Origin of the sequence: Henriciella mobilis (assembly GCF_003576285.1) — a bacterium.
In the GTDB taxonomy this organism is placed as follows: domain Bacteria; phylum Pseudomonadota; class Alphaproteobacteria; order Caulobacterales; family Hyphomonadaceae; genus Henriciella; species Henriciella mobilis.
On record NZ_QWFX01000006.1, the window covers coordinates 770,189 to 791,002 of the forward strand.

General features: G+C 63.0%; 20 protein-coding genes and 1 tRNA gene. 7 read left to right on the forward strand and 14 right to left on the reverse strand.

All coding sequences use genetic code 11. From position 1 onward, the window contains the following. Nucleotides 1-32: 32 nt before the first annotated feature. Complete coding sequence (locus D1223_RS08640) at nucleotides 33-509, reverse strand: MerR family transcriptional regulator (protein WP_119375983.1); 477 nt, start codon at nucleotides 507-509, stop codon at nucleotides 33-35. 247 nt (nucleotides 510-756) lie between these two features. Between D1223_RS08640 and D1223_RS08645 the strand changes: the two genes are divergently transcribed. Then, the gene (locus D1223_RS08645; RefSeq protein ID WP_119375984.1) at nucleotides 757-4,296 is read left to right on the forward strand and encodes a peptidoglycan-binding protein; all 3,540 of its coding nucleotides are present in this window, start codon (nucleotides 757-759) and stop codon (nucleotides 4,294-4,296) included. Between the two features lie 2 nt (nucleotides 4,297-4,298). On the opposite strand, the gene D1223_RS08650 is transcribed toward D1223_RS08645, so the two are convergent. Both D1223_RS08650 and D1223_RS08655 read right to left on the reverse strand, forming a co-directional pair. After that, a complete protein-coding gene (locus tag D1223_RS08650) occupies nucleotides 4,299-5,051 on the reverse strand; it encodes a hypothetical protein (protein WP_119375985.1) in 753 nt (250 codons plus the stop codon). A 48-nt stretch (nucleotides 5,052-5,099) separates the two neighbouring features. Further along, nucleotides 5,100-6,740 (reverse strand): cisplatin damage response ATP-dependent DNA ligase, encoded by a 1,641-nt coding sequence (locus D1223_RS08655; protein WP_119375986.1) that lies wholly within the window; start codon nucleotides 6,738-6,740, stop codon nucleotides 5,100-5,102. A 23-nt stretch (nucleotides 6,741-6,763) separates the two neighbouring features. On the opposite strand from D1223_RS08655, the gene D1223_RS08660 reads away from it, so the two are divergent. Next, a complete protein-coding gene (locus D1223_RS08660) occupies nucleotides 6,764-7,195 on the forward strand; it encodes a PaaI family thioesterase (protein WP_119376097.1) in 432 nt (143 codons plus the stop codon). 7 nt (nucleotides 7,196-7,202) lie between these two features. Here D1223_RS08660 and D1223_RS08665 read toward each other — a convergent pair whose 3' ends face one another. The 3 genes from D1223_RS08665 to D1223_RS08675 all read right to left on the reverse strand — a co-directional run bounded on the left by D1223_RS08665 (nucleotide 7,203) and on the right by D1223_RS08675 (nucleotide 9,352). After that, a complete protein-coding gene (locus D1223_RS08665; RefSeq protein WP_119375987.1) occupies nucleotides 7,203-7,889 on the reverse strand; it encodes a hypothetical protein in 687 nt (228 codons plus the stop codon). Between the two features lie 30 nt (nucleotides 7,890-7,919). Continuing rightward, nucleotides 7,920-8,258, reverse strand: a complete 339-nt coding sequence (locus tag D1223_RS08670; RefSeq protein WP_147372731.1) for a hypothetical protein — start codon at nucleotides 8,256-8,258, stop codon at nucleotides 7,920-7,922. 62 nt (nucleotides 8,259-8,320) lie between these two features. Continuing rightward, nucleotides 8,321-9,352 (reverse strand): ligase-associated DNA damage response exonuclease, encoded by a 1,032-nt coding sequence (locus D1223_RS08675; RefSeq protein ID WP_119375989.1) that lies wholly within the window; start codon nucleotides 9,350-9,352, stop codon nucleotides 8,321-8,323. A gap of 123 nt (nucleotides 9,353-9,475) precedes the next feature. Here D1223_RS08675 and D1223_RS08680 point away from each other — a divergent pair, with 123 nt between their 5' ends. Then, complete coding sequence (locus D1223_RS08680; protein ID WP_119375990.1) at nucleotides 9,476-10,951, forward strand: serine hydrolase domain-containing protein; 1,476 nt, start codon at nucleotides 9,476-9,478, stop codon at nucleotides 10,949-10,951. Here D1223_RS08680 and D1223_RS08685 read toward each other — a convergent pair. After that, the gene (locus D1223_RS08685) at nucleotides 10,948-11,625 is read right to left on the reverse strand and encodes a hypothetical protein (protein WP_119375991.1); all 678 of its coding nucleotides are present in this window, start codon (nucleotides 11,623-11,625) and stop codon (nucleotides 10,948-10,950) included. The two genes, D1223_RS08680 and D1223_RS08685, sit on opposite strands and share 4 nt — an antisense overlap. Before the next feature lie 98 nt (nucleotides 11,626-11,723). On the opposite strand from D1223_RS08685, the gene D1223_RS08690 reads away from it, so the two are divergent. Continuing rightward, nucleotides 11,724-14,246 (forward strand): ligase-associated DNA damage response DEXH box helicase, encoded by a 2,523-nt coding sequence (locus tag D1223_RS08690; protein WP_119375992.1) that lies wholly within the window; start codon nucleotides 11,724-11,726, stop codon nucleotides 14,244-14,246. A 10-nt stretch (nucleotides 14,247-14,256) separates the two neighbouring features. Here the strand turns inward: D1223_RS08690 and lpdA are convergent, their stop codons facing one another. The 4 genes from lpdA to D1223_RS08710 all read right to left on the reverse strand — a co-directional run bounded on the left by lpdA (nucleotide 14,257) and on the right by D1223_RS08710 (nucleotide 17,333). After that, nucleotides 14,257-15,642 (reverse strand): dihydrolipoyl dehydrogenase, encoded by a 1,386-nt coding sequence (lpdA, locus tag D1223_RS08695; protein WP_119375993.1) that lies wholly within the window; start codon nucleotides 15,640-15,642, stop codon nucleotides 14,257-14,259. Between the two features lie 83 nt (nucleotides 15,643-15,725). Next, nucleotides 15,726-16,091: a hypothetical protein gene (locus tag D1223_RS08700; protein WP_119375994.1), complete on the reverse strand. Its 366-nt coding sequence runs from the start codon at nucleotides 16,089-16,091 to the stop codon at nucleotides 15,726-15,728. 80 nt (nucleotides 16,092-16,171) lie between these two features. Further along, nucleotides 16,172-16,531 (reverse strand): hypothetical protein, encoded by a 360-nt coding sequence (locus D1223_RS08705; protein WP_147372734.1) that lies wholly within the window; start codon nucleotides 16,529-16,531, stop codon nucleotides 16,172-16,174. 166 nt (nucleotides 16,532-16,697) lie between these two features. Then, entirely contained in the window at nucleotides 16,698-17,333 is a 636-nt protein-coding gene (locus D1223_RS08710) for a hypothetical protein (protein ID WP_119375996.1), read from the reverse strand. A 137-nt stretch (nucleotides 17,334-17,470) separates the two neighbouring features. Between D1223_RS08710 and D1223_RS08715 the strand changes: the two genes are divergently transcribed. Then, nucleotides 17,471-17,935: a DUF3429 domain-containing protein gene (locus D1223_RS08715; RefSeq protein ID WP_119375997.1), complete on the forward strand. Its 465-nt coding sequence runs from the start codon at nucleotides 17,471-17,473 to the stop codon at nucleotides 17,933-17,935. A gap of 19 nt (nucleotides 17,936-17,954) precedes the next feature. Here the strand turns inward: D1223_RS08715 and D1223_RS08720 are convergent, their stop codons facing one another. Continuing rightward, the gene (locus D1223_RS08720; RefSeq protein WP_233353096.1) at nucleotides 17,955-18,428 is read right to left on the reverse strand and encodes a disulfide bond formation protein B; all 474 of its coding nucleotides are present in this window, start codon (nucleotides 18,426-18,428) and stop codon (nucleotides 17,955-17,957) included. 138 nt (nucleotides 18,429-18,566) lie between these two features. Further along, a complete protein-coding gene (locus D1223_RS08725; RefSeq protein ID WP_119375999.1) occupies nucleotides 18,567-19,169 on the reverse strand; it encodes an exopolysaccharide biosynthesis protein in 603 nt (200 codons plus the stop codon). Nucleotides 19,170-19,257: 88 nt separating this feature from the next. Here D1223_RS08725 and D1223_RS08730 point away from each other — a divergent pair. Next, nucleotides 19,258-19,344 (forward strand) — tRNA-Leu (locus tag D1223_RS08730). Between the two features lie 203 nt (nucleotides 19,345-19,547). Further along, the gene (locus tag D1223_RS08735; protein ID WP_119376000.1) at nucleotides 19,548-20,255 is read left to right on the forward strand and encodes an SDR family NAD(P)-dependent oxidoreductase; all 708 of its coding nucleotides are present in this window, start codon (nucleotides 19,548-19,550) and stop codon (nucleotides 20,253-20,255) included. Here D1223_RS08735 and D1223_RS08740 read toward each other — a convergent pair. Then, complete coding sequence (locus D1223_RS08740) at nucleotides 20,252-20,725, reverse strand: CC0125/CC1285 family lipoprotein (protein ID WP_147372736.1); 474 nt, start codon at nucleotides 20,723-20,725, stop codon at nucleotides 20,252-20,254. The genes D1223_RS08735 and D1223_RS08740 overlap by 4 nt on opposite strands. Nucleotides 20,726-20,814 lie beyond the last annotated feature (89 nt).

The following is a 20,814-nucleotide window of genomic DNA, read 5'->3' on the forward strand; positions in this document are numbered from 1 at the left end:
GTCAGCCCCGATGGGGCGTGAATTGAATTGGCTCAGGCTTCGTCGAGCTGCTTGCGTGCGACCGCATCATAGGCAGCGACATTTTCGGCATCATCGGAGGTTGGCCCGACATTGGACAGGTCCTGCTCAAGCCATTCGATGCCTTTGCGCAGCTCAACAAGAGCGACCTCGATATCTTCGCGCTGGTCCTCGAATTCCTGAACCTGCTTGCGGAATTTCTCGAGCGTCTTGCGCTTCTGGGCGCGCTGATTGTCACCCAGGCCGTAAAGGTCGAGGATTTCGCGGATGTCGGCAAGCGGCAGGCCGAGGCGCTTCATTCTCACGATGATCGTGACGCGGGCGCGATCACGGTGAGAGTAGACGCGGGTCATGCCGTCCCGTGCGGGGTGAAGCATGTCCTTGTCTTCATAGAAGCGGAGGGCGCGAGGCGTGATGCCGAATTCGCGGGCGAGTTCCGAGATCGTGTAGGTGCGGCTCTCGGCGATGGAAAGGGAAGCTGTATCTGGCATGATTACGAATAATACGCGCCTTTACGCGAACGTCAACGTCATCTTTCCCTTTGCGTAAAAGTAATGTGGAATCCGGGGGCTCCGAACCCGCGATGAAGCGGGCCTTGCAACTCTGTGAATAATTCCGGCAGCGCAGTTTACCTTTTTAACGGGGTTTTAAGACGAAGCTTACCATTCACGTAATGATAAGGTGGCGAGGGGCTGCCTGCCGGTCACTCACGGCCTGTCTTGGAGTGGAGCGCTTAGCATGTCGAATTATGGTCCCTGGAGCGTCAAGGGAATCGACCAGCGAGCCCGCGAAGCGGCGCGCGAAGCAGCCCGCGAGGAAGGCCTCACCATTGGCGAATACATCAACCGCATGCTGCTTGAGGAAACCGAGGAGGACGCACCGTCCATACGCGACTATCGCGAGCCGAGATATCCCCGTGCCGTTGAGGAGGTGCCGCCCGCACCGCGCCGTCCCCAGCAGGGCCGCGGAACATTCGACCAGCTGATTGCGCGCCTCGAAGCGGTCGAGGCGCGGTCCACGCTTGCACTGACGGGCATTGACCAGTCCATTGTCGGGCTGGTTGCACGGCTCAACAAGACGGACGCGAAGTCCGACCGGGTCGCCGAGAATGTCGATGCCTTCATCGAGGATCTGCGCACCACGTATGAGCAGCTCCAGGAAAAGGTCGAGGCGCTTGAGGAAGACGACACCGGCGCGCGCAATCTTGAATCGCTGAAATCGCTGGAAAAGGCCCTCGGTGAGCTGGCCAGCCATATCAACGAGCAGAACGAGCGCCGAAAGAACGAAAACCAGGACATTCGCGGCCAGGTCAAATCCGACCTTGAAGACGTGAAGAGCCGTGTGTCGGGTATGGAGAAGCGCGTCGAAAGCACGCTGGCCGACACGTCCCGGCGGATCGAGGAAACCCTGGAGCAGGCCGAGGCCTGGTCGGAGAAATCCTCGCGGAAACTCGATGAGCGGGTGTCCGAGGTCGAAAGCGCGGTTGCATCGAAACTGTCGCGGCTGGACCAGTTCGACGAGCGCATGGGCGCGGTCGAAGGCGACGTCGCGGGCGCGCTGAGCTCCATCGAGGCTGTGATGACCCGCATGCAGGACCGCCTGCATCGCGCCGAAACGGCAACCAATACCGCGCTCGAGGGCCTTGAGCAGACGTTCAACAGGCTGGACCAGCGCATCAACGAACTTGCCGAGCATGCTTCACCGGAAGCGGCCGCCGAGCTGAAGGCGCAGTTTGAGTCGCGCTTCGAAGGCCTCGCGGGCGAGCTGCGCTCTTCGGTCGAGTCGGCCCGCGAGTCGCTGGCCCGCGAGATTGAGGGAGCAGCTGCATCTGCCGATCCGGAAAAACTGGGAGCGCTTGAAGAAAGTGTCGACGGGCTTGAGAAGCGTGTCGCTGCCAGCGAGGAACGCTCCAGCCGTGCCCTTGAAGGCATGACCAACCAGGTCAGCCGGATTTCGACGTCCCTTGACCGCCGCCTGCGTGAGGTGGAAGCGCGCGACCCGGGCGAGGCTGTCGAGACCGTGCGCGCGGACATGGAAAAGCTGACCCAGGAGGTCAGCGACCGCTTCGAGCAATTCGACTCGCAGAATGACGAGGTGATCAACAAGATTACCGAACAGATGCAGGCGCTTGCTGACCAGTTCGAGTCGCGCGTCGATGAAAGCGAACAGCGCAGCGCCAACGCGATCGAGCAGGTTGGCGAACAGGTTGCCAATGTCGCCCAGCGTCTGCAGGCGCGCCAGGAATGGGCCTTCACGCAGCTTCAGGAATCGATGGAACAGGCGCGCAAGCAGCAAAGCATGCGCCTGTCCGACGCGCTGACCGGCGTGTCTGACCGTATCGAGAAGATGCAGCAGCAGCAGGCATCGGCCATGTCGCCCGTGCAGAAGGCGATTGCATCCCTCGCAACGCGCCTCGAAGCGCTGGAAGACTTCACGGCCCCGCCGCACGCCCAGCCTGCCCGGGCAGGCTCTGAACCGGACTTCCCCGGTCCAGACTATGATGGCTTTGCCGATGAGCAGGACACGTCAAACGATCTGACTTTCGATGAAGAGGGGCACGAGCCCAGCGACCTCGAAATGCTGGTCGCCGAAATCGAGGATGAGGCGCCGGCGGCAGAAGCGGATGCTGGCGATGACATCTTTGAAATCGAGATCGACGAATCCGGTTTCGAGGACGACGAGGACGCCGCCTTCGAGGCCGGCATTCCCGATATTTCCGAAGTCGATGAGCCATCGGACGCAGTCGAGACCGAATCCGACTTGCTGGAGACGCTGGAAATCGATGACGGTGATGAGCCTATCGAAATCGCCGATCCGGACGCCGACCCGCTCTCAGATCTCTCAGCCTGGGATGATGGGGCCGATGAGGCGCGTGACAGCGACATATTTGGCGAGGATGATCCCAGCGACCTGCTGGAGGCTGGTGAAGACGCTGAGTCCGAGACCGACCTGGACGCCGATGAAGAGGCCCTGGCCGACGCTGAGGAAGAGGCACCCCTCCAGGAAGATCCCGAGGCGATGGACTATCTGTCCCGCGCCCGCAAGGCCGCGATGTCCGCCACCGCCGAGTCCCGTCGTGGCAAGGTCAATACAGGCAAGCGTGGCAAGTCCCGCGTGCCTCTGGTTGCGGCCGTTTCCGTAATTGCTCTGGCGACCGCCGCAGCGGGTACTTTCGTTACGCTGCGTGGCCTGCAGCAGGACGCCGACCGTCCGGTCGTGCAGTCTACGACGCCGGTTCATGCCGAGCCGACATCCGCGGATGCCGCCCCGGAAGAAACGTCGGCGCCCGAAGAGACCGCAGCCGCGCCGGTGATCGAACCACTTGATTCGAGCGAACGGGCATCGCTGTCACCCGAAGAAGAGGCCGCGATCGAAAGCGAGCTGTTTGAGGAGCCGGCTGACAGCCCCGCGCCGCAAGCATTGCAGCCAGTCGTCGATTATGCGGCTCTGCCGAGGATTCCGCAGACGCCAACCCTCGAATCCGCGGCGTCGACAGGCGATCCGGTTGCCCAGCTGATCCTTGGCGAACAACGCCTTGATGCCGGTGACTATACGAGTGGCCCGAGCCTGGTCCGACGGGCGGCTGAAGCCGGCGAGCCTGCCGCCCAGTATCGCCTGGCCAAGCTTCATGAGCGCGGCCTTGGCGTGCCGAAGGATCTCGAAGCCGCCCGCCAATGGACTGAACGCGCCGCCGAGGGCGGCAACGTCAAGGCGATGCACGACCTCGCCGTCTACTATGCCGAAGGCGAAGGCGGCCAGCAGAGCTATGCCGCGGCCGCTGAATGGTTCCGCAAGGCTGCCGATTACGGCCTGACAGACAGCCAGTACAACCTCGCCGTCCTTTACGAAGCCGGGCTCGGCATTTCGCCCAGCCGGACAGAAGCGCTTTATTGGTACGAAGTCGCGAACGCGCAGGGCGACAGCGGCGCCATCGAAAAAGTGGAAGAGCTGCGCGCAGGGCTCTCGCTCGACGCGGCCCAGCAGGCCCAGCGCCGGGCAGCGAGCTGGAGTCCCGCAGAGCCGTCAGCCCGTCCGAATGGCCGTTTCGGCTTGCAGGCCTGGCAGGGCAGTTCGGCCGAGCAGGTCCGCTCCGTCCAGACGGTGCTTGGGGCACTTGGTTATGAGGCCGGGCCCGCAGATGGTGTCATGGGTGCCGGCACGAGCAGCGCAATTGCTGCCTATCAGCGCGATGCCGGTCTGCCGGCGACAGGTTCGATCACGCCGGAACTGGTGAGCAGCCTCAACAATACCGTCGAGGGCGCCAGCCAGGGCGGCTAGTTCTACTGCAAGGCGGTCCGGGCACCATAGGCCAGCCGCCGCCAGATCACATACAGTCCGACCAGCGTGGTCATGATCGCCAGCCCATGCAGGCCGGTGCGTTCCCAGTTGTTAAGCGCAATACCGGAAAGGCCCCAGGCGAGCGCCACGAAGAACCAGAGGCTGCGGCTGATCCGGGTTGCGAACACCCAGGCGAGCAGCGCAGCCGGGACGAGCGCGAGCCATAGCGAGATCCAGACATGGTCGGTCGGCGCCAGCCCCAATAGCAGGCGCGCAACACGCGGGATCGATATGGAGATGGCAACCGCCGCCCAGCCGGACAGGAGGCCCGTCAGGGCGCAGGCGACCAGCCGCCGCGCTGTCCCGTCCCATCCGCCCATCCTGTGCAGCCGGCGTGCTGCCCACCAGGCTAGCGCAGCAATGGGCAGGAGAAGGATGAGGTTGAGAACCTCGTTGCCGATATACTGAGCGGACAGCATCCAGACGACATTACCCGCCCCTGCGAGCAGCAAGGGCTGGCCGAGACGCTCTTCCAGATAGCTGGTCTTGAAGACGGCAAGCAGCGCGAAGATGAGGTAGAGTGTGAAGATGACGCCCCAGATCGAGAAGAAGACGCCCGGCGGCAGCTCTGGCGGGATGCCCTCTTCGACCGCCTGCGCACCGATTGTGCGGCCATGGCCAGACAAGGGGAGGAGAGGCGCCAGCCATTGCAGGATGGCGACCGCGAGCAGAAGAAGGGGCGTGCCGGATTTCATCTTGAGATCTTTCGCAAATGCGGGCGCTCCTGACCAGTTATTCCACACTCACGACTTGGCGAGGGGGTCGGGTGGCAGCATTTTTTCGAGCGTGGCAAGCTGGTCGGCCTCGCCGGCGGGCTTGTCCCACCGGATGCGATTGATCCGCGGAAAGCGCATGGCAAGGCCGGATTTGTGCCGCGGGCTGCGCTGCAGGCCTTCGAAGGCAACTTCCAGGACGAGGCCATCCTCAGCTGTTGCCGTGACCGCCCGTACAGGACCGAACCGGTCGATCGTGTTCTCCCGGACAAACTTGTCGAGCTGTTTGAGCTCCTCATCGGTAAAACCGAAATAGGCCTTTCCGACCGGCGTCAGTTCTGGGCCGTCTGCCCCGTCTCGCCAGACGCCGAAGGTGAAGTCCGAATAGAAGCTGGATCGCCGGCCATGCCCGCGCTGGGCATAGAGCAGCACGGCATCCACCAGGAACGGGTCGCGCTTCCACTTGTACCAGGGGCCGGTGGGCCGTCCGGCTTCGTAGAGGCTGTCCCAGCGCTTCAGCATCAAGCCTTCTATTTCCGGCGCGGGCGGTGCGTTGCGCGCGGCCTCCAGCGCGTCCAGCGTCGTGACCGGCACCAGCGGCGAGAGGTCAATCCGTTCGCTACCGGCTCGCGCAACGAAATCTTCCAGCCGGGCCCGCCGGTCGCGGAAGGGCAGAGTGCGCAGATCTTCCCCGCCGTCGACGAGGATGTCATAGGCGCGGATGAATGCCGGCCTCGTTTCCATCTGCTTCTTCGAAACCGTCTTGCGGTTGAGCCTCTGCTGCAGGTCGTTGAAGGGGGCCACCTCGCCATTCGGGGCCCGGATCAGGAGTTCGCCATCAATGGCGGCATCGAAGTCCATACCGGCCAGCACATCAGGGAAGGTGTGCGAGATGTCATCGCCAGTTCGCGTGTAGATGCGCCGCGTGCCGCGTTCCGAGACGGCCTGGACACGAATGCCGTCATATTTCCATTCGGCGGCGAAGACCTCCGGATCGATCATGGCCGGGTCGACGGCATCGGGGTCGTCGCGCTTGTCCTTGGTGACCAGCGGATGGGCGAGCATGACCGGCCTGAATGGTGCCTTGATGTCGGGCGCGGGCTTGCCGGCGGTCCCGTCCAGCCAGTCGAACAGGCTTTCATAAGGCGGTTCGAGGCCATGCCAGATCTCCTCGATCTCGCCGGCATCGACCCCGCCCATCTGCGCCAGGGCGAGCTTGGTCAGGCGGGCCGACACGCCAATGCGCAGGCCGCCGGTCACCATCTTGATCAGGGCCCAGCGGCCTTTCGGATCGAGCTGGTCGAGCCAGCCGGCGACCAGCCGCTCGCCTTCGGCGCGCGTGGCCCTCAGCAAAGTTTCCACGATGTCCTCGATGGGCGGCACGCGGTTCGCGCCGCGCGTGCCGGGCCAGATGAGGCTGACCGTCTCTGCAAGGTCGCCGACATAGTCATAGGACATACGGAAGAGTTCAGGATCGGATCTTGCTTCGGCGAGGCGGCGGATCGAGCCGGCTTTCACGCCCGGTATGTCGAGTTCGCCGGTCAGCACCGCCAGGGCCCAGCCGCGAGCCGGATTTACTTCACTAGTGAAATAATTTACAAGGAGGTCGATCTTCCCATTGCGCGAGGGCGTCAGGATCAGTCGTTCGAGAAGGTCGGAAAAGGCCTGCATCGCAACACAGATAGGAGATGGCGATGACAATGACAGCCGAAGATGTGCCAGCCGGTTTCGGTCGGCACTTCCGCACCTCTCCCTTCACCGATCCTTGGGAGCCGCTCTTTTCAAGGCGAGAGAGCCGGAAGGTGGTCATCGGTGTGCGCCTGCGCAAAGAGCACTGCAATTCGCGCGGCCTTGTCCATGGTGGCCTGATTGCCTCGCTCGCCGACAATGCGATGGGGCTAAGCGCGGGCGAAGCGCTGAAGGCCGAAGGCCGGGAAAACCTCAAGGGGCTCGTCACGGTCAGTCTGGCGACGGACTATATGGGCAGCGCCCGGATCGGCAGCTGGCTGGATGTCGATACGCATTTTGTGAAGACGGGTGGCTCACTCTGCTTTACCGACTGCCTCGTGCATGCTGATGGCGGGCCGGTTGCACGCGCCAGTGCGAGCTTCAAGATCCTGAAGTAAGGCTGGCCTACAAGACCGAAATCTTCTGCCAGATCTTTCGCGAGAAATCGCTGGTCAGTTCTTCGACTTCATTGACGGCCTGAATGATCACGGGGTCGCGCGAATGGGCAAGATAGAGCGCAGCGAGCTTGCCGGTCAGCGAGAGCATTTCGCTGCAATAATCGAGATAGCGGCGCAAATGGAACGGGGTCAGGGTCCGCTCCGGGCTTGAGGCCGTACGGTCTCCGCCTTCGAGCACTGAGACCGGCGTTTTCGTCAGCTGGTGCGTGTCGATGACATGGGCAATCGACCGCAATTCATGCAGCCGCTCCAGCGCCCGGGACCGCTTTATGCGGGTTTCCAGCGTCAGCAGGAACCAGATGCCGGCCCCGGACAGGATCAGCACATTGATCAGCGCCTCCAGCCCTTGGAAGAAGACGAAGCCGTCTGTTTCGATGCCGTCGAACTCGATCAGCCAGGCAAGGCGCCCGACGAGCAGGATGCCCGTGGCGATCACAAGGAAGACGAAGATGCGCAGCAGCCGGATCGGCTTGCCAAGCGTCTCGGCCGTTGCGCTGACATCTGGCGCCAGCGCAAGAAGCTCGGCGCACACGCCAGAAATCCCGCGCTCGGGAAACCGCTCCCGGATTCGGGTATCAAGACGGGTCAGGGTTTCGATCAGCCTCGTCTTGTCGAGTGTGCGATACTTTTGCATGGCAGCAGCAGGTCCCGTCACCGACCCTTGCTACTGTGATTTCGTGAAGCCTGTCACGTCGAGTTTGCCATCGGACGTTTCGGACACTTCGACATCGTATATGGCGCGCGCTTCGGGCGAGCCGGTCATCTCGACATGGACCTGGTAGACGGCCGGGCTGGTGCCGGTCTGTTCGACATTCGCGAAATCGACAAGCGCGCGCGTCGGATGGCGCTCATAGACAGCATCAAGGGCGACGCTCCGGGCACCGAAGGCTGAAATCTCCTGAGTTTCGACCTGCAAGGCCTGTGGATCGGACTCCACGCAGGTGGCGCCATGGCAGGCGGCCAGCATCAATCCTCCCAGCCCCGAAATCAGCATGGCACGCATGGCGGCCTCCTTCATTTGCGGGTTGCGGGACTATGCGCCCGAACGCAGGGCGGTGCAAATGCCTATTCGAAGGCGTCTTCCTCATAGCCGACCAGGCGCAGTGGCCTCGCCTTGCGGCCTTCAAGCTCTGCCCAGCGCACCAGGGCATCCTCACGGCCATGCGTGATCCAGAGTTCCTCCGGATCAACTTCGCGGACCGTGTCCGTCAGCTCGTCCCAATCGGCATGGTCGGAAATGATCAGTGGCAGTTCGACGCCCGATTGCTTGGCGCGCTGTCGCACGCCCATCCAGCCGCTGGCGAAGCAGGGCAGCGGGTCGGGGAAACGCCGGCCCCACCGGTCATGGAAGGAGGCGGGCGGGCCGAGCACGATCTGGCCGCGGAACCGCTCCTGCGCGCCGCGTTCGCTGGTGTCGAGGGTCGCGGTTTCCAGCGGGCCGAGATCAATGCCGTGCTCTTCATAGAGCCTGCACAGCTTTTCCAGCGCGCCGTGGATATACAGCGTTTCGTGATAGCCCGCTTCGCGCAGCAGCTTTATCACGCGCTGCGCCTTGCCGAGCGCGTAGACGCCGACGAGGTGGGTTCGGTCGGGTGATGCGCGCACGCTGGCGAGCAGCTTGGCGATTTCCCGGTCGCTGTCGGGATGGCGAAAGACGGGCAGGCCGAAGGTCGCTTCGGAAATGAAGACATGCGTGCCGGGCACAGGCTCGAACGCCCTGCAGGTCGGGTCGCGGCGGCGCTTGTAGTCGCCCGTGCAGACCATGCGCAGGCCCTTCCATTCCACGACGACCTGCGCTGACCCCAGCACATGACCGGCCGGCGACAGCCAGACGGTCACGCCATTGATCTCGACCGTCTCACCATATTCAAGCGGCTGGGTCGCCCCTGCAAAGCCTTCGCCATAGCGCGACGCCATGATGGCCAGCGTTTCGGGCGTTGCAAGAACGTGGGCGTGTCCGGCGCGGGCATGATCGGCATGGCCATGTGTGACGACGGCCCGGTCAACCGCGCCGCGCACGGGGTCGATGTAGAAATCGCCTGGCGGGCAGTAGAGGCCCTTGGGGGTTGGCTTGAGCAGCAGGTCCGGTCGGATCATGGCTTTTCATATAGGGCTGCGCGTGCGGATTGGGACTGCCATGTTTCTGCCTTTTCCGCATGTGAGAGAGTCACGTGTCTAAGCGCCGGCAGAACGCGCCGGTGAAGAAACAGGGAGCCCTTTATGCGTTGGACCGTCCTCAGCGCGCTTGTCGGCGTGCTCGCCTTTCCCTCAATAGCGACTGCACAGGAAGGCGGCGACACCGAAATCATGCAGAAGGCGCTGGCCGCCGGTTACAAGGCGCTGTTCACCTGCTCGGCGACCTTTACCGCTGACCAGTCCCGCGCCGAGATCGACTTCAACGAGCTCGACGGCATCTACACCGATTATCGCGAGCCTATGCGGACCGTGTCCGAGGCCAAGATCAATGATCGCCAGCGCAGCGTCGCGGTGCGCTACAAGAAGGGCGAGCCGCCGCGTATCGCCGTCTGGCGCTCCGGGTTTGGCTGCTCCCTGTTGCCGATTGGCGCTGACCCCTCTGCGTCCGACTGGCTGCCGCGCTTTTCCGGAGAAGTATCGCGCCTTCAGCGGGATGTTTCCACGGCGATTGGCTCGGACGTGAAGCTGATCGATACGTCCTTTTACCAGCAGCGCACCGAGCCGTCGGTCAGTTTCGCATTCGACGGCCAGACCTATGGCCGGGGCACGCGCACCAGTGCGGTTGTCATCGTCAAGGATGGCCAGCTCGTTGCGGAACGCTATGCGCGCGGCATCGACGCGACCACGCCGCAGCGGACCTGGTCGGTCGCGAAGTCACTCACGGCAACGATCATCGGCGCGGCCCTCGAGCAGGGCATCATGGATCTCGACTATCCGGCGCTGGTCAAAGCCTGGACGGCCGGGGGCGACCCGCGCCGCGAGATCACGCTGCGGGACGTGCTGCAGATGGCCAGCGGCCTGGATTCCGGGGTGACAGGCAGCCGGACGGACCGGACCTATTTCGGCGGTGCGCGCGTTATCGATACCGCGCTCGTCAACCCGCTCGAAATCACGCCGGGCGAGCGGTTCAAATACGCCAATTACGACACGCTGGCGGCGATGCGCGGTCTTCGCGAGGCGATGGATGACGACCAGCGCTACTGGCGCTTTCCCTATACCGACCTGCTGTGGAAGATCGGCGCGCTCAACACGACGCTGGAGACCGACTGGGGCGGTGATTTTGTCTCTTCCAGCCAGGTCTGGATGACCGCCCGCGACATGGCGCGTCTCGGCCAGCTCTATCTGCAGGACGGGGTCTGGGCAGGTGAGCGCATCCTGAAGGAAGGCTGGGTCGATTTTGTCTCCAGCCCCGGCCCGGCCCAGCCGGACAGGACTGATCCGGACTCGCTGGGCTATGGCGGCAGTTTCTGGCTACTCGACCGGTTCGACGGCATTCCCAGCGATACATATGCCGGGATCGGCAATCGCGGCCAGTACATGGTGATCGTCCCGTCGCACGGGCTTGTCATTGTCCGGCGCGGCTTCGATACGGCTGATGGCGGGCGCTTCGACATCGTCGCCTTCACCCGCGATGTCATTGCCGGCATCGACCAGGGCCAGACCGACATGCTCGACGCGCAGATGCAGGCTTCCCAAGCCGAAGCCGAGTATAACGATTAGGGTATCGAGACCGGGTCGAGCAGTTTCGTGATCCGTTGGGTCACGGTCTGGCTGAAGGCCTGCATCATGGCAGAGCCGGACACGTCCATCTGCATGGCTTCGAGGTAGGTCCGCCCGTCCGGCGCCCGCACGCAGGTCGCGTCGAGCTGGAAGGTATTGATCTTTGCGATCATGGCCGGCTTGAATGGTTTGGGCAGGGACATGCTGAATGACAGGACCTGCCCATCCGCCTTGCTGAGCGTGGCACTGGCTTTGACCTTCTTGAGGATCTTGCGTTCCATGTCGTCAGACTCTTCGCCTGGCACAGGCGTAAAGGCGAACTGGACCGTGTCGTCGGTTTCCTCGATCCGGCGGGCGGTTGCCGGAATCTGCGCGGCCAGGTCGTCGCAGAAAATGTCGCCGGTCACCTCGGAATCGATGGATGTGATCGTCTCGCGAAAGTCGTCGTCCCATTCGCTTTCGTCGGGGGTGTAGATCGTGATGCGCTGGCCTTCAGGCTGGCTTGGATCGACTTTGCCGGTCGCATGCACCTCGCCGTCGGAATACTCCATCTCATAGACGTAGAGCGGGCCGGCCGCCCCCGTCGATGCGTGCGCCTGTTCGATCAGCGGGTCGGCCGCGGCAGGAAAGGCGAACAGGACGACGATAGATGTGAGCAGGACCTGGTGGTGCATGGCTGTCTCCCCATTTGGAGACGCTATAAAAGCCAAGCCAGGCTGAAAGTCATGTGAACAAGATGCAGGAATTGGCGCGAGACGCTATCTAGGTAGATATGCCCGACCAGCCGCCTCCCAGCTTATTGCCCGAAGTCTTCTCCGACTGGTTCGCCGGGCGGGGCTGGACGCCGCGTGCCCATCAGCTTGCCCTGACAGAAACAGCCCTCGCCGGTGACAGCGCGCTGCTGATTGCACCGACGGGCGGCGGCAAGACGCTGGCAGGCTTTCTCGCCAGCTTGATCGAACTGCATCAGAAGCCTCAATCGAATTCGGGGCGCCCGGCGCTCCACACGCTCTACATTTCGCCGCTCAAGGCGCTCGCCACTGATGTCGAGCGCAATCTCAACACGCCGGTTGCCGAGATGGGGCTCGGTATCCGTATCGAAACCCGCACCGGCGACACGCCGCAATCGAAACGACAGCGCCAGCGCGCCAATCCGCCCGACATCCTGCTGACCACGCCGGAGCAACTCGCGCTCTTCATTGCCTCCGATCACGCCGCAGAGTTCTTCTCCGACCTCAAATGCGTGATCATTGACGAGATTCACGCGATTGCGGCGTCCAAGCGGGGTGACCTCCTGTCGCTGGGCCTCGCAACGCTGGCCGAATGGGCGCCGGCCTGCCGGTTCATCGGACTGTCGGCGACGGTGCGCGATCCGGGCCTGCTGGCCGAATGGCTGCCGACGCGGGAGGGTCGCGAAACGCGCCTCATTCGCGCCGAGGGCGGGGTGAATGCGGATATCGGCATCATGGTCTCGCGCGAGCGCATTCCCTGGTCGGGCCATTCCGGGCGCTTCGCGGTTCCCGAAGTCTATGAGGCGATCAAGGCGAGCCAGATGACGCTGGTCTTCGTCAACACGCGCAGTCAGGCCGAAATGCTGTTCCAGGAGCTGTGGCGGGTCAATGAGGACGCCCTGCCGATTGCGCTGCATCATGGCTCGCTCGCCCGCGAGCAGCGCCGGAAGGTCGAAGCTGCAATGGCGAAGGGCGTGCTGAAGGGCGTGGTCTGCACCTCGACGCTCGATCTCGGCATTGACTGGGGCGGGGTCGACCTTGTGATCCAGATGGGCGCGCCAAAGGGAGCGGCCCGGCTGATCCAGCGGATCGGGCGCGCCAATCACCGCATGGATGAGGCGAGCCGGGCCTTGCTGGTGCCGACCAATCGGTTCGAAGTGCTGGAATGCCGGGCGGCCGAAGCGGCGGTCGAGGCAGGCGAGATTGACGGCGAGCCGATGCGCACCGGCGCGCTCGACGTCCTCGCCCAACACATTATGGGCCGGGCCTGCGGAGAAGGCTTCGAACTTGAAGCCCTGTACAATGAAATTCGCCGCGCGGCGCCCTATGCCGGTATCGACTGGGAGACCTATGAGCGGGTTGTCGACCTCGTTGCGACAGGCGGCTATGCGCTCACCACTTATGACCGCTTCCACCGGATCGTGAAACGGGACGGCCTCTGGCGCGTCCGCACGGCCCGCGATGCCCAGCAGCACCGGATGAATGTCGGCGCGATCGTCGAAGCGCAACTGCTGAACGTCCGGATTGCCAGTTTCGTTGGAAAGAAGGGCGAAGCGAGCGGTGGGCAGGAGACGAGGTCTGTGCGCGGTGACCAGAGAGCGATCCGGGCCGGCCGCAAGCTTGGCGAGATCGAGGAGTATTTCATCTCGACGCTGACGCCGGGCGACACATTCCTGTTCGCCGGAGAGATTCTCCGTTTCCTTGGCGTTTCGGAGCTCGACGTGCTGGTCACCCGCGCCAAGGCCGACAAGCCGGCGATCCCGTCCTACAATGGCGGCAAGTTCCCGCTGACGACGTTCCTGGCGGACCGTGTGCGCCACATGATCCACGACCCGGCCCAATGGGCCGGCCTGCCGGACCAGGTGCGCGAATGGTTCGAGATCCAGAAGGAAAAGTCCGAGATCCCGCCGCCGGACCATCTCCTCGTGGAGACCTTCCCGCGGGCCAATCGCCACTATCTGGTCACCTATCCCTTCGAGGGGCGGCTCGCGCACCAGACGCTCGGCATGTTGCTCACGCGGCGGCTGGAGCGCGCGGGCGCCAAGCCGCTCGGCTTTGTGGCGTCCGAATATGCGATGGCGGTCTGGGCGATGGACGATATGGCGGGTGTCGACATGGACGGCCTGTTCCACCCGGACATGCTCGGAGACGATCTTGAGGCCTGGCTTGACGAGAGCCCGCTGATGAAGCGGACCTTTGCCCAGTGCGCGCAGATTTCCGGCATGATCGCGCGGCGCTTGCCCGGCAAGGAGAAGACCGGCCGGCAGGTCACCTTCTCGACCGACCTCATCTATGATGTCCTGCGCTCGCATGAGCCGGACCACATCCTGCTTCAGGCCGCGCGCCAGGACGCGGCGACCGGCCTGCTCGACATTCGCAGGCTGTCGGACATGCTGGTGCGCATTCGCGGCAAGATCGATCACCGCGCGCTTGAGCGGATCAGCCCATTCGCGGTGCCCGTCATGCTTGAAATCGGCAAGGAGCCGGTCAATTCCGAAAGCGCCGCCGAAGCGATCATGGAAGAAGCCGAGTCAGCGCTGATCCGCGATGCGATGCAGCGCTGAGTGGGCCTTCCTACATCTGCATCGTCCATCCTTCGACGCCCATAGCGGCCTGACGGACCGCTTCCGACAGCGTCGGGTGCGCGTGGGAGGTGCGGGCGACATCCTCTGAGGCGGCGCCGAATTCCATGGCAACACAGATCTCGTGGATCATCTCGCCGACGCCAACACCGACCATGTGCGCGCCGAGGATCTGGTCTGTCTTCGCGTCTGCGAGGATTTTCACGAAGCCCAGCGTCTCGTGGTTGGTGCGCGCGCGGGAGTTGGCCTGGAAGGGGAATTTGCCCTTCTTGTACTCGATCCCGGCTTCCTTGAGTTGCTCTTCCGTCTTGCCGACCCAGGCGATCTCCGGATTGGTGTAAACAACGGACGGAACAAGGTTGTAGTCGACATGGCCCGCCTTGCCGGCGATCAATTCGGCAACCGCGGCGCCATCATCTTCTGCCTTGTGCGCAAGCATCGGCCCATGGATGCAGTCGCCGACGGCCCAGACGCCATCGGCGGCCTTGAAGTGATCGGTTTCGACGAAGCCGCGCTTGTCGAGCTTGACGCCGACGGTTTCCAGGCCGAGGCCTTCTGTGTAGGGGCGCCGGCCAACCGCCACGATCACGGCGTCGGCCTCAAGCACTTCCTCGTCGCCGCCCTTGGCAGGCTCCATGAAGAGCTTGAGTTTGGACTTTAGTTTTTCCACGCCCGTGACCTTCTGGCCGAGGCGGAAGTCGAGGCCCTGCTTCTTGAAGATACGCTGGGCTTCCTTGGCGACCTCATTGTCCGCGCCTGGCATGATCCGGTCGAGATATTCGACCACGGTCACGTCGGAACCAAGCCGCGACCAGACCGAGCCGAGCTCAAGCCCGATGACGCCGGCACCGATCAGGATCAGCTTCTTCGGCACTTCTTTCAGCGCGATGGCGCCGGTATTGGTGACGACGCGTTCCTCGTCGATTTCGATATTCGGCAGGGTGGATGGTTCGGACCCGGTTGCGATGACGATGTTCTTCGTTTCCAGCGTCTTGCCGTCGACCTCGACCTTGCCCTTGCCGGTGATCTTGCCGAAGCCCTTGATGTAATCGACCTTGTTTTTCTTCATCAGGAATTCGACGCCCTGCGTCAGGCCTTTCACGGCCTCATCCTTCTGGGACATCATCTGCTTCAGATCGAGTTCCACCTTGCCGGTCTTGATGCCAAGGCCGGCAAAGCTGTGATTGGCTTCGTCGAAGAGTTCCGAGGCGTGCAGCAGCGCCTTTGACGGGATACAGCCGACATTCAGGCAGGTGCCACCCAGCACGCCGCGCTTCTCGATGATGGCCGTCTTCAGGCCCAACTGTCCGGCGCGGATCGCGCAGTTATAGCCGCCGGGGCCGCCTCCGATGATGACGACGTCATAGGTGTCTGACATGGAAATTCCGCCTCAAAAGGTCAGTGCTGTGAATCGACCGCGAACCTAAGCATTGACGCTACGAAATCAATGCGGCGAAGGCGTCATTTGCGCGATCGAAAAACCAGTACGCCGGAAATCACCAGAAGGAAGGGCGCGAGCACGGCTTCATCGGACCAGAGAGACGCATCGGCGCCCGATCCGACCATGGCCCCCGTCATGACCGCGAAGATCACCGCACCGGCCGAAAAAAGCCAGGCGCCGCCGCGAACGGCCAGAATCGCCAGCAGTCCGCCAAGGATCATGAGCAGGGTGGACGTGAGCCGCAGCAGGGCCACAGGCGGGTTGAGCAGCTCCGTCATCAGGTCGCTGCCGCGAGATATCTGCATCTGGATAGGCTGCACGGTCTCCCAGAGCATCCATGCGGCCACGATGATCCCGGCCAGTCCGGCCAGTCGCCTTATCGGCATGCCCACCTCCCGTCGGGACTTTTCAAGTCCGGTTATCCAACGGTGAATTGGGTTTCATTGCAAGCGCGGCAAGTGCCGGCTCAGTTGGCTTCGACGGCATCGTAGGTTTTGCTGGGCTCGCTATCTTCCTCCCGGCGCAACACGACGAGCGCGAGGAAGAGCGTGGTCAGGATCGACAGGTAGATGTAGTTGTCGCGCCACAGCGACACGTCATGGCGGCCCTGGATCAGGCCGATAGTGACGGTTGCGAACATAAAGGTCGACAGGCCTGCCAGCCAGGCACCGCCCTTGCGCTCAGTGAGCGCGGCAAGACCGGCCAGGAAGGCGGCAACAGCCGACATCAGGCGCATCATCACCTGAGGCTCGAAAAGGACACCGGGGAAGCTAACGCCGAAGGTTGCATGGATGAAGTGCGCGAGACCCACGCCAACTTGCCACATGAACCACGTCCCAAGCAGGCCTAGGCAGAAACCACAGAACTGGCGGAACCTCATGACGGTGACACTCCCCGTTAGGACGGACAACCTTACCTTACTGCAATGGCTTCAACAGTTCATGAACAAGACCTGACGGATTCATAGAACTGTGAGGGTGTCAGGGCGCTGCTTATCGACCCTTCCGGGCGCGCATGCGCCGGCCTTCGGCGGCAAAATGAGCGCGCTGGCGGGCGATGGCTGCGGGGACTGGGCGCCGGCGGCGCGGCTTCGGCTCAGCAGGCTCCGGATGGGCTTTCGGTTCGGTCCGTGCCATGAGCGCTTCGAACTGTTCCTGGCTCATCACCACCTGTCCGTCTTCCTCGTCTGCAGCGACGGCGGCCGGGCGGACCTTGCGCAGACGCAGGTGGAGCACGGCGAGGCCCAGCAGCAAGATGATCACCGAGCCGCCTGCAACCATGCCTTCAGGACCGCTGGGGTCTCGCCACCAGCCCTGTTCGAAATCGACGAGATAGTAGATTGGCAGCGACGCCACCATGGCCATCCCATACCAGATGACCGAGCCGGGCCGGCGGCTGGCGACCGACACGGCGGCCGCATAATAGCAGAGCGATGCCAGGAAGTATGGCGCGCCGTAAACGATACCGAGTTCGCGCCAGTTGATATTATCAAGGCCAAGCGCGGGGTCGGGGTGGATAAACATGGTCACGAACATCATGATGCTCGGCCAGCGGATGGCCGAAAGCGCGCCAAACGCAAACACGATGGCGAGAGCAGCAATCATCAGGGCAATGAGCCGTCGGGACATGTCCGTATCCCTACACTCATTGCAATTGACGCCGCATGAATGGTTACTTTCAGATTGCGTTCAGTCTGAAAGCTTGTGTTTACATTTGCGTGATGGCGGCATGAAATCTGGACGAAGCGATCCATATCCGGGCTGAGATGAGCAACGATATTTTGACTTTCCGGCGCGCCGCCACGGCCCTGACCCTGGCCGGAGCCCTGCCCTTCATCGGCCTTGTCCCAGCGATGGCTGCGCTTGAGCCACCGACCAATCTGACCGCCAGTTTCTGGCTGATGGTCTATGCCACCGTCATCCTGAGCTTTCTCGGCGGCATCCGCTGGGGGCTGGCCTTGTCAAACCCCGAAGCGGGATGGACGCCGCTTGCTATTTCGGTTCTGCCCGCTTTGGCCGGGTGGGTGATCGTCCCTTATGCGATCCTGATACAACAGGTACCAAGCCCGGCATGGTTCCTGGCCTACGCCGTCTTCTTTGCGCTGCACCTCGGTTGGGACTGGTTGTCGGGGTCGGTGCCCAGCTGGTTCAAGACGCTCCGGATGACGGTCAGCGTAATCGTCATCGCGAGCCTGGTCAGCGCGTGGGGCATTCGCCAGTTCATGGCGTAAGCCGGAAGCCGGGGGCGGTTCAGGCGGTTTCGCGCGGCAGTGCGGTTGTGGCGGCGATGAAGCTGACCACGGTCAGGCCAAGTGAGACCAGCGCGTTCCAGCCGGCCATGGAGAGGCCCAGCATCTTCCACGGGGCATCCTCGCAGGAGGCCGTTGCAGTGCGCTCATCGATACCGCCAAGGTCGATATTGATGACGTCCACCGCTTCGGCACCGCAACCGGTCGGCGCGGGCCAGAAGTCCCACTCAACCCCGGCATGGAAAACGGCAACGACCGCACCGGTCAGGAAGACAAGGGCCAGCATCACGTTGAACGCAACCAGAAACCGCCGGTTCTGGCGGATATTCCAGAGAACGAGCCCGGTCGCCGCCATCGCGATCGCGGCCCAGTAGACTTCGCGCTGACGCAGGCAGAGCTGGCATGGCAGCAGGTAGGCAAAGCGCTCGAAGGCATGGGCCGTTGCCAGCATGGCCGCCGAGATCAGCAGCGCCATGAGTGGCCATCGCCATGTTCGCAGGACAGGGGAAAGCGCCGCAGTCATATTGCCTCAGACATCCGTGACGGGTTCACGCGACCGGGAAAATGGCGACTGTGGGGGAAGCGCGCAATGCGGCGATGGAGCGCGCCTCTATCAACTGCCCGTGAGCGTCCTCACACCAAGGGCGACCAGGGTCAGCAGGGTTGCGATCCAGGCGGTGCCGATAATGCTGCCGATAATGACGAGGATGCCGTCGCGCGCCATCAGGCCGAATGCAACGACTGCAACGCCAAAGCCGGGCACCGTATTGGTCGACGGTAGGGGGACCAGAATGGAGGCACAAAAGAAGACGAGGAACAGGCCGATAATCCGCTCACCACGCGCACCCATCAGGAAAGTGAGGCGCGGGCGGGCGATCTTTTCCAGCCAGCCGAACCATTTGCGCCCGCCTTTCGCGGTTCGTGTCAGGCCCTTCTTGTCGATCATGCGCTGGCCGAATTTCTGCGGTAGCCAGGGCTCCTCGCGTCCGGCGACCATCTGGCCCGCCAGCACCATCATCGGCAGCGAGACGACTTGCGGAACACCGTAGAGAAACGGGATGCAGCAGGGCAGGGCCAGGATGAAAAGCGCTGCGCCAAACGCCCGCTCGTCCAGCCGGTCGAAGATCATCCTGAGAGAGAAGCCTTCTTCGGGCGCCTCTTCCGCCATGAGTTCGATCGACTGAAGAAATGTTCGCGGGGATGGGTAGCGTGTCATGAGATTCGCCTAGTCGAGTTTTTTCTGCTGGTCGAGAAGATTGACGCATTGCCTGCCATAAGGCAGAGGCTTTGCTCGCAATCTGTATGCCGGTGTGGCGGAATTGGTAGACGCAGGGGACTCAAAATCCCCCGGGCTTCGGCTCTTGTCGGTTCGAGTCCGACCACCGGTACCATTCAAATCCGGTTCGCCTCTGGCGAAGAAATCGATCCGGTGGGTCGATTTCAGGATTTGAATGCCCCGGCAGGGGCTTTAGGTTAGTTTCCGTGTCGGCGCATTCGCGCCTCACATGAAACAGGCTCAAGGCTGCTGTCCCTTCGAGCGCATTCACTTTCCGGCCATCCGCCCTAGCTCGTCTCCTGAACATCAGGAGGCACCATGTCTGCAGTCATTATCGGCGCGACCGGCGGCATTGGCCGCGCCCTCACCCTGGCGCTGCACGAGCGCGGCCATGCCGGCCCGATACACGCGCTCTCACGCTCTGGCGGCGGCGACTGGCCAGATGGCATCGTCCCCGGAAAGATCGATATCCTGGATGAGGACAGCATCGCGCAAGCAGCCGAACGGGCCGGGTCGCCCCATCTCGTCATCGTTGCCAGCGGCATCCTGTCGGATGGTGAGCGCCTGCAGCCTGAAAAGTCCTTTCGTCACCAGTCCATGGCGGCTTATGAGGAGGTCTTCCGCATCAATACGTTCGGGCCAGGGCTGGTCGCCAAGCATTTCCTGCCGCGCATGCCGAAGGAGGGACGGGCTATCTTTGCAGCCCTTTCTGCACGGGTCGGTTCGATCGGCGACAACGGCTTTGGCGGCTGGCACGCCTATCGCGCATCCAAGGCAGCGCTGAACATGCTGATCCGCAACTTCGCCATCGAGCAGGCGCGCCGTAATGAGGCGTTTGTCTGTGTCGGCCTGCATCCGGGTACCGTCGATACAGACCTGTCAAAGCCGTTCCAAAGCAATGTGCCGGACAAGCAGCTTCAGACCGCCGCGCAGTCAGCCGGTCACCTGCTCGATGTCCTCGACAGCCTTGGCCCTGAGGTGAGTGGCAAGGTGTTCGACTGGAAGGGTGAGGAAATCGAGCCCTAGCCTGTAATGTTGGCGAGTACGGAAGAGGCGTCATAGACGTCCGGCTCATCCGGCTTGTCGCCCGTGCCGATGACGATCTCGAGGCTTTCCGTGGTCTTCTCGCTGCCGCCGGCGACCGGAAAGCCGATCCCGACACCAACACCCACGCCTGAGCCATAGGAACCGCTGCTGCCGCCGACAGAGACCGAAGACCCGCCGCCGCCGCTGTGCTCGGTATCTGTGGTGCTGCGCACGACCCGGAACCACTGACCACCATTCTCGAAGGTCACCTCGGCCGCCCGCCGCAAGGCGTAGCGCCGGGCGTCGTCGGAACTGAGCGCTGTGTAGCTGACCCGGAAGCGGTTCGATTCGATCGGTTGGACGAGGTAGCCCTGGGCCGACGGCGAGCTGGCCGGACCATAGGGCTTGGCGGTGGTGCAGGCAGCTGCGCCGGAAGCAAGCAGGCCCGCGATGAGTAGGGATCTGATCATGCTGGCATCTTGCCACGACCATGACGCCGCCGCCAGAGGGTCATCGTAGGCCGGCATGAACATTCCGCAACGAGGTTGCCCCATCCTGT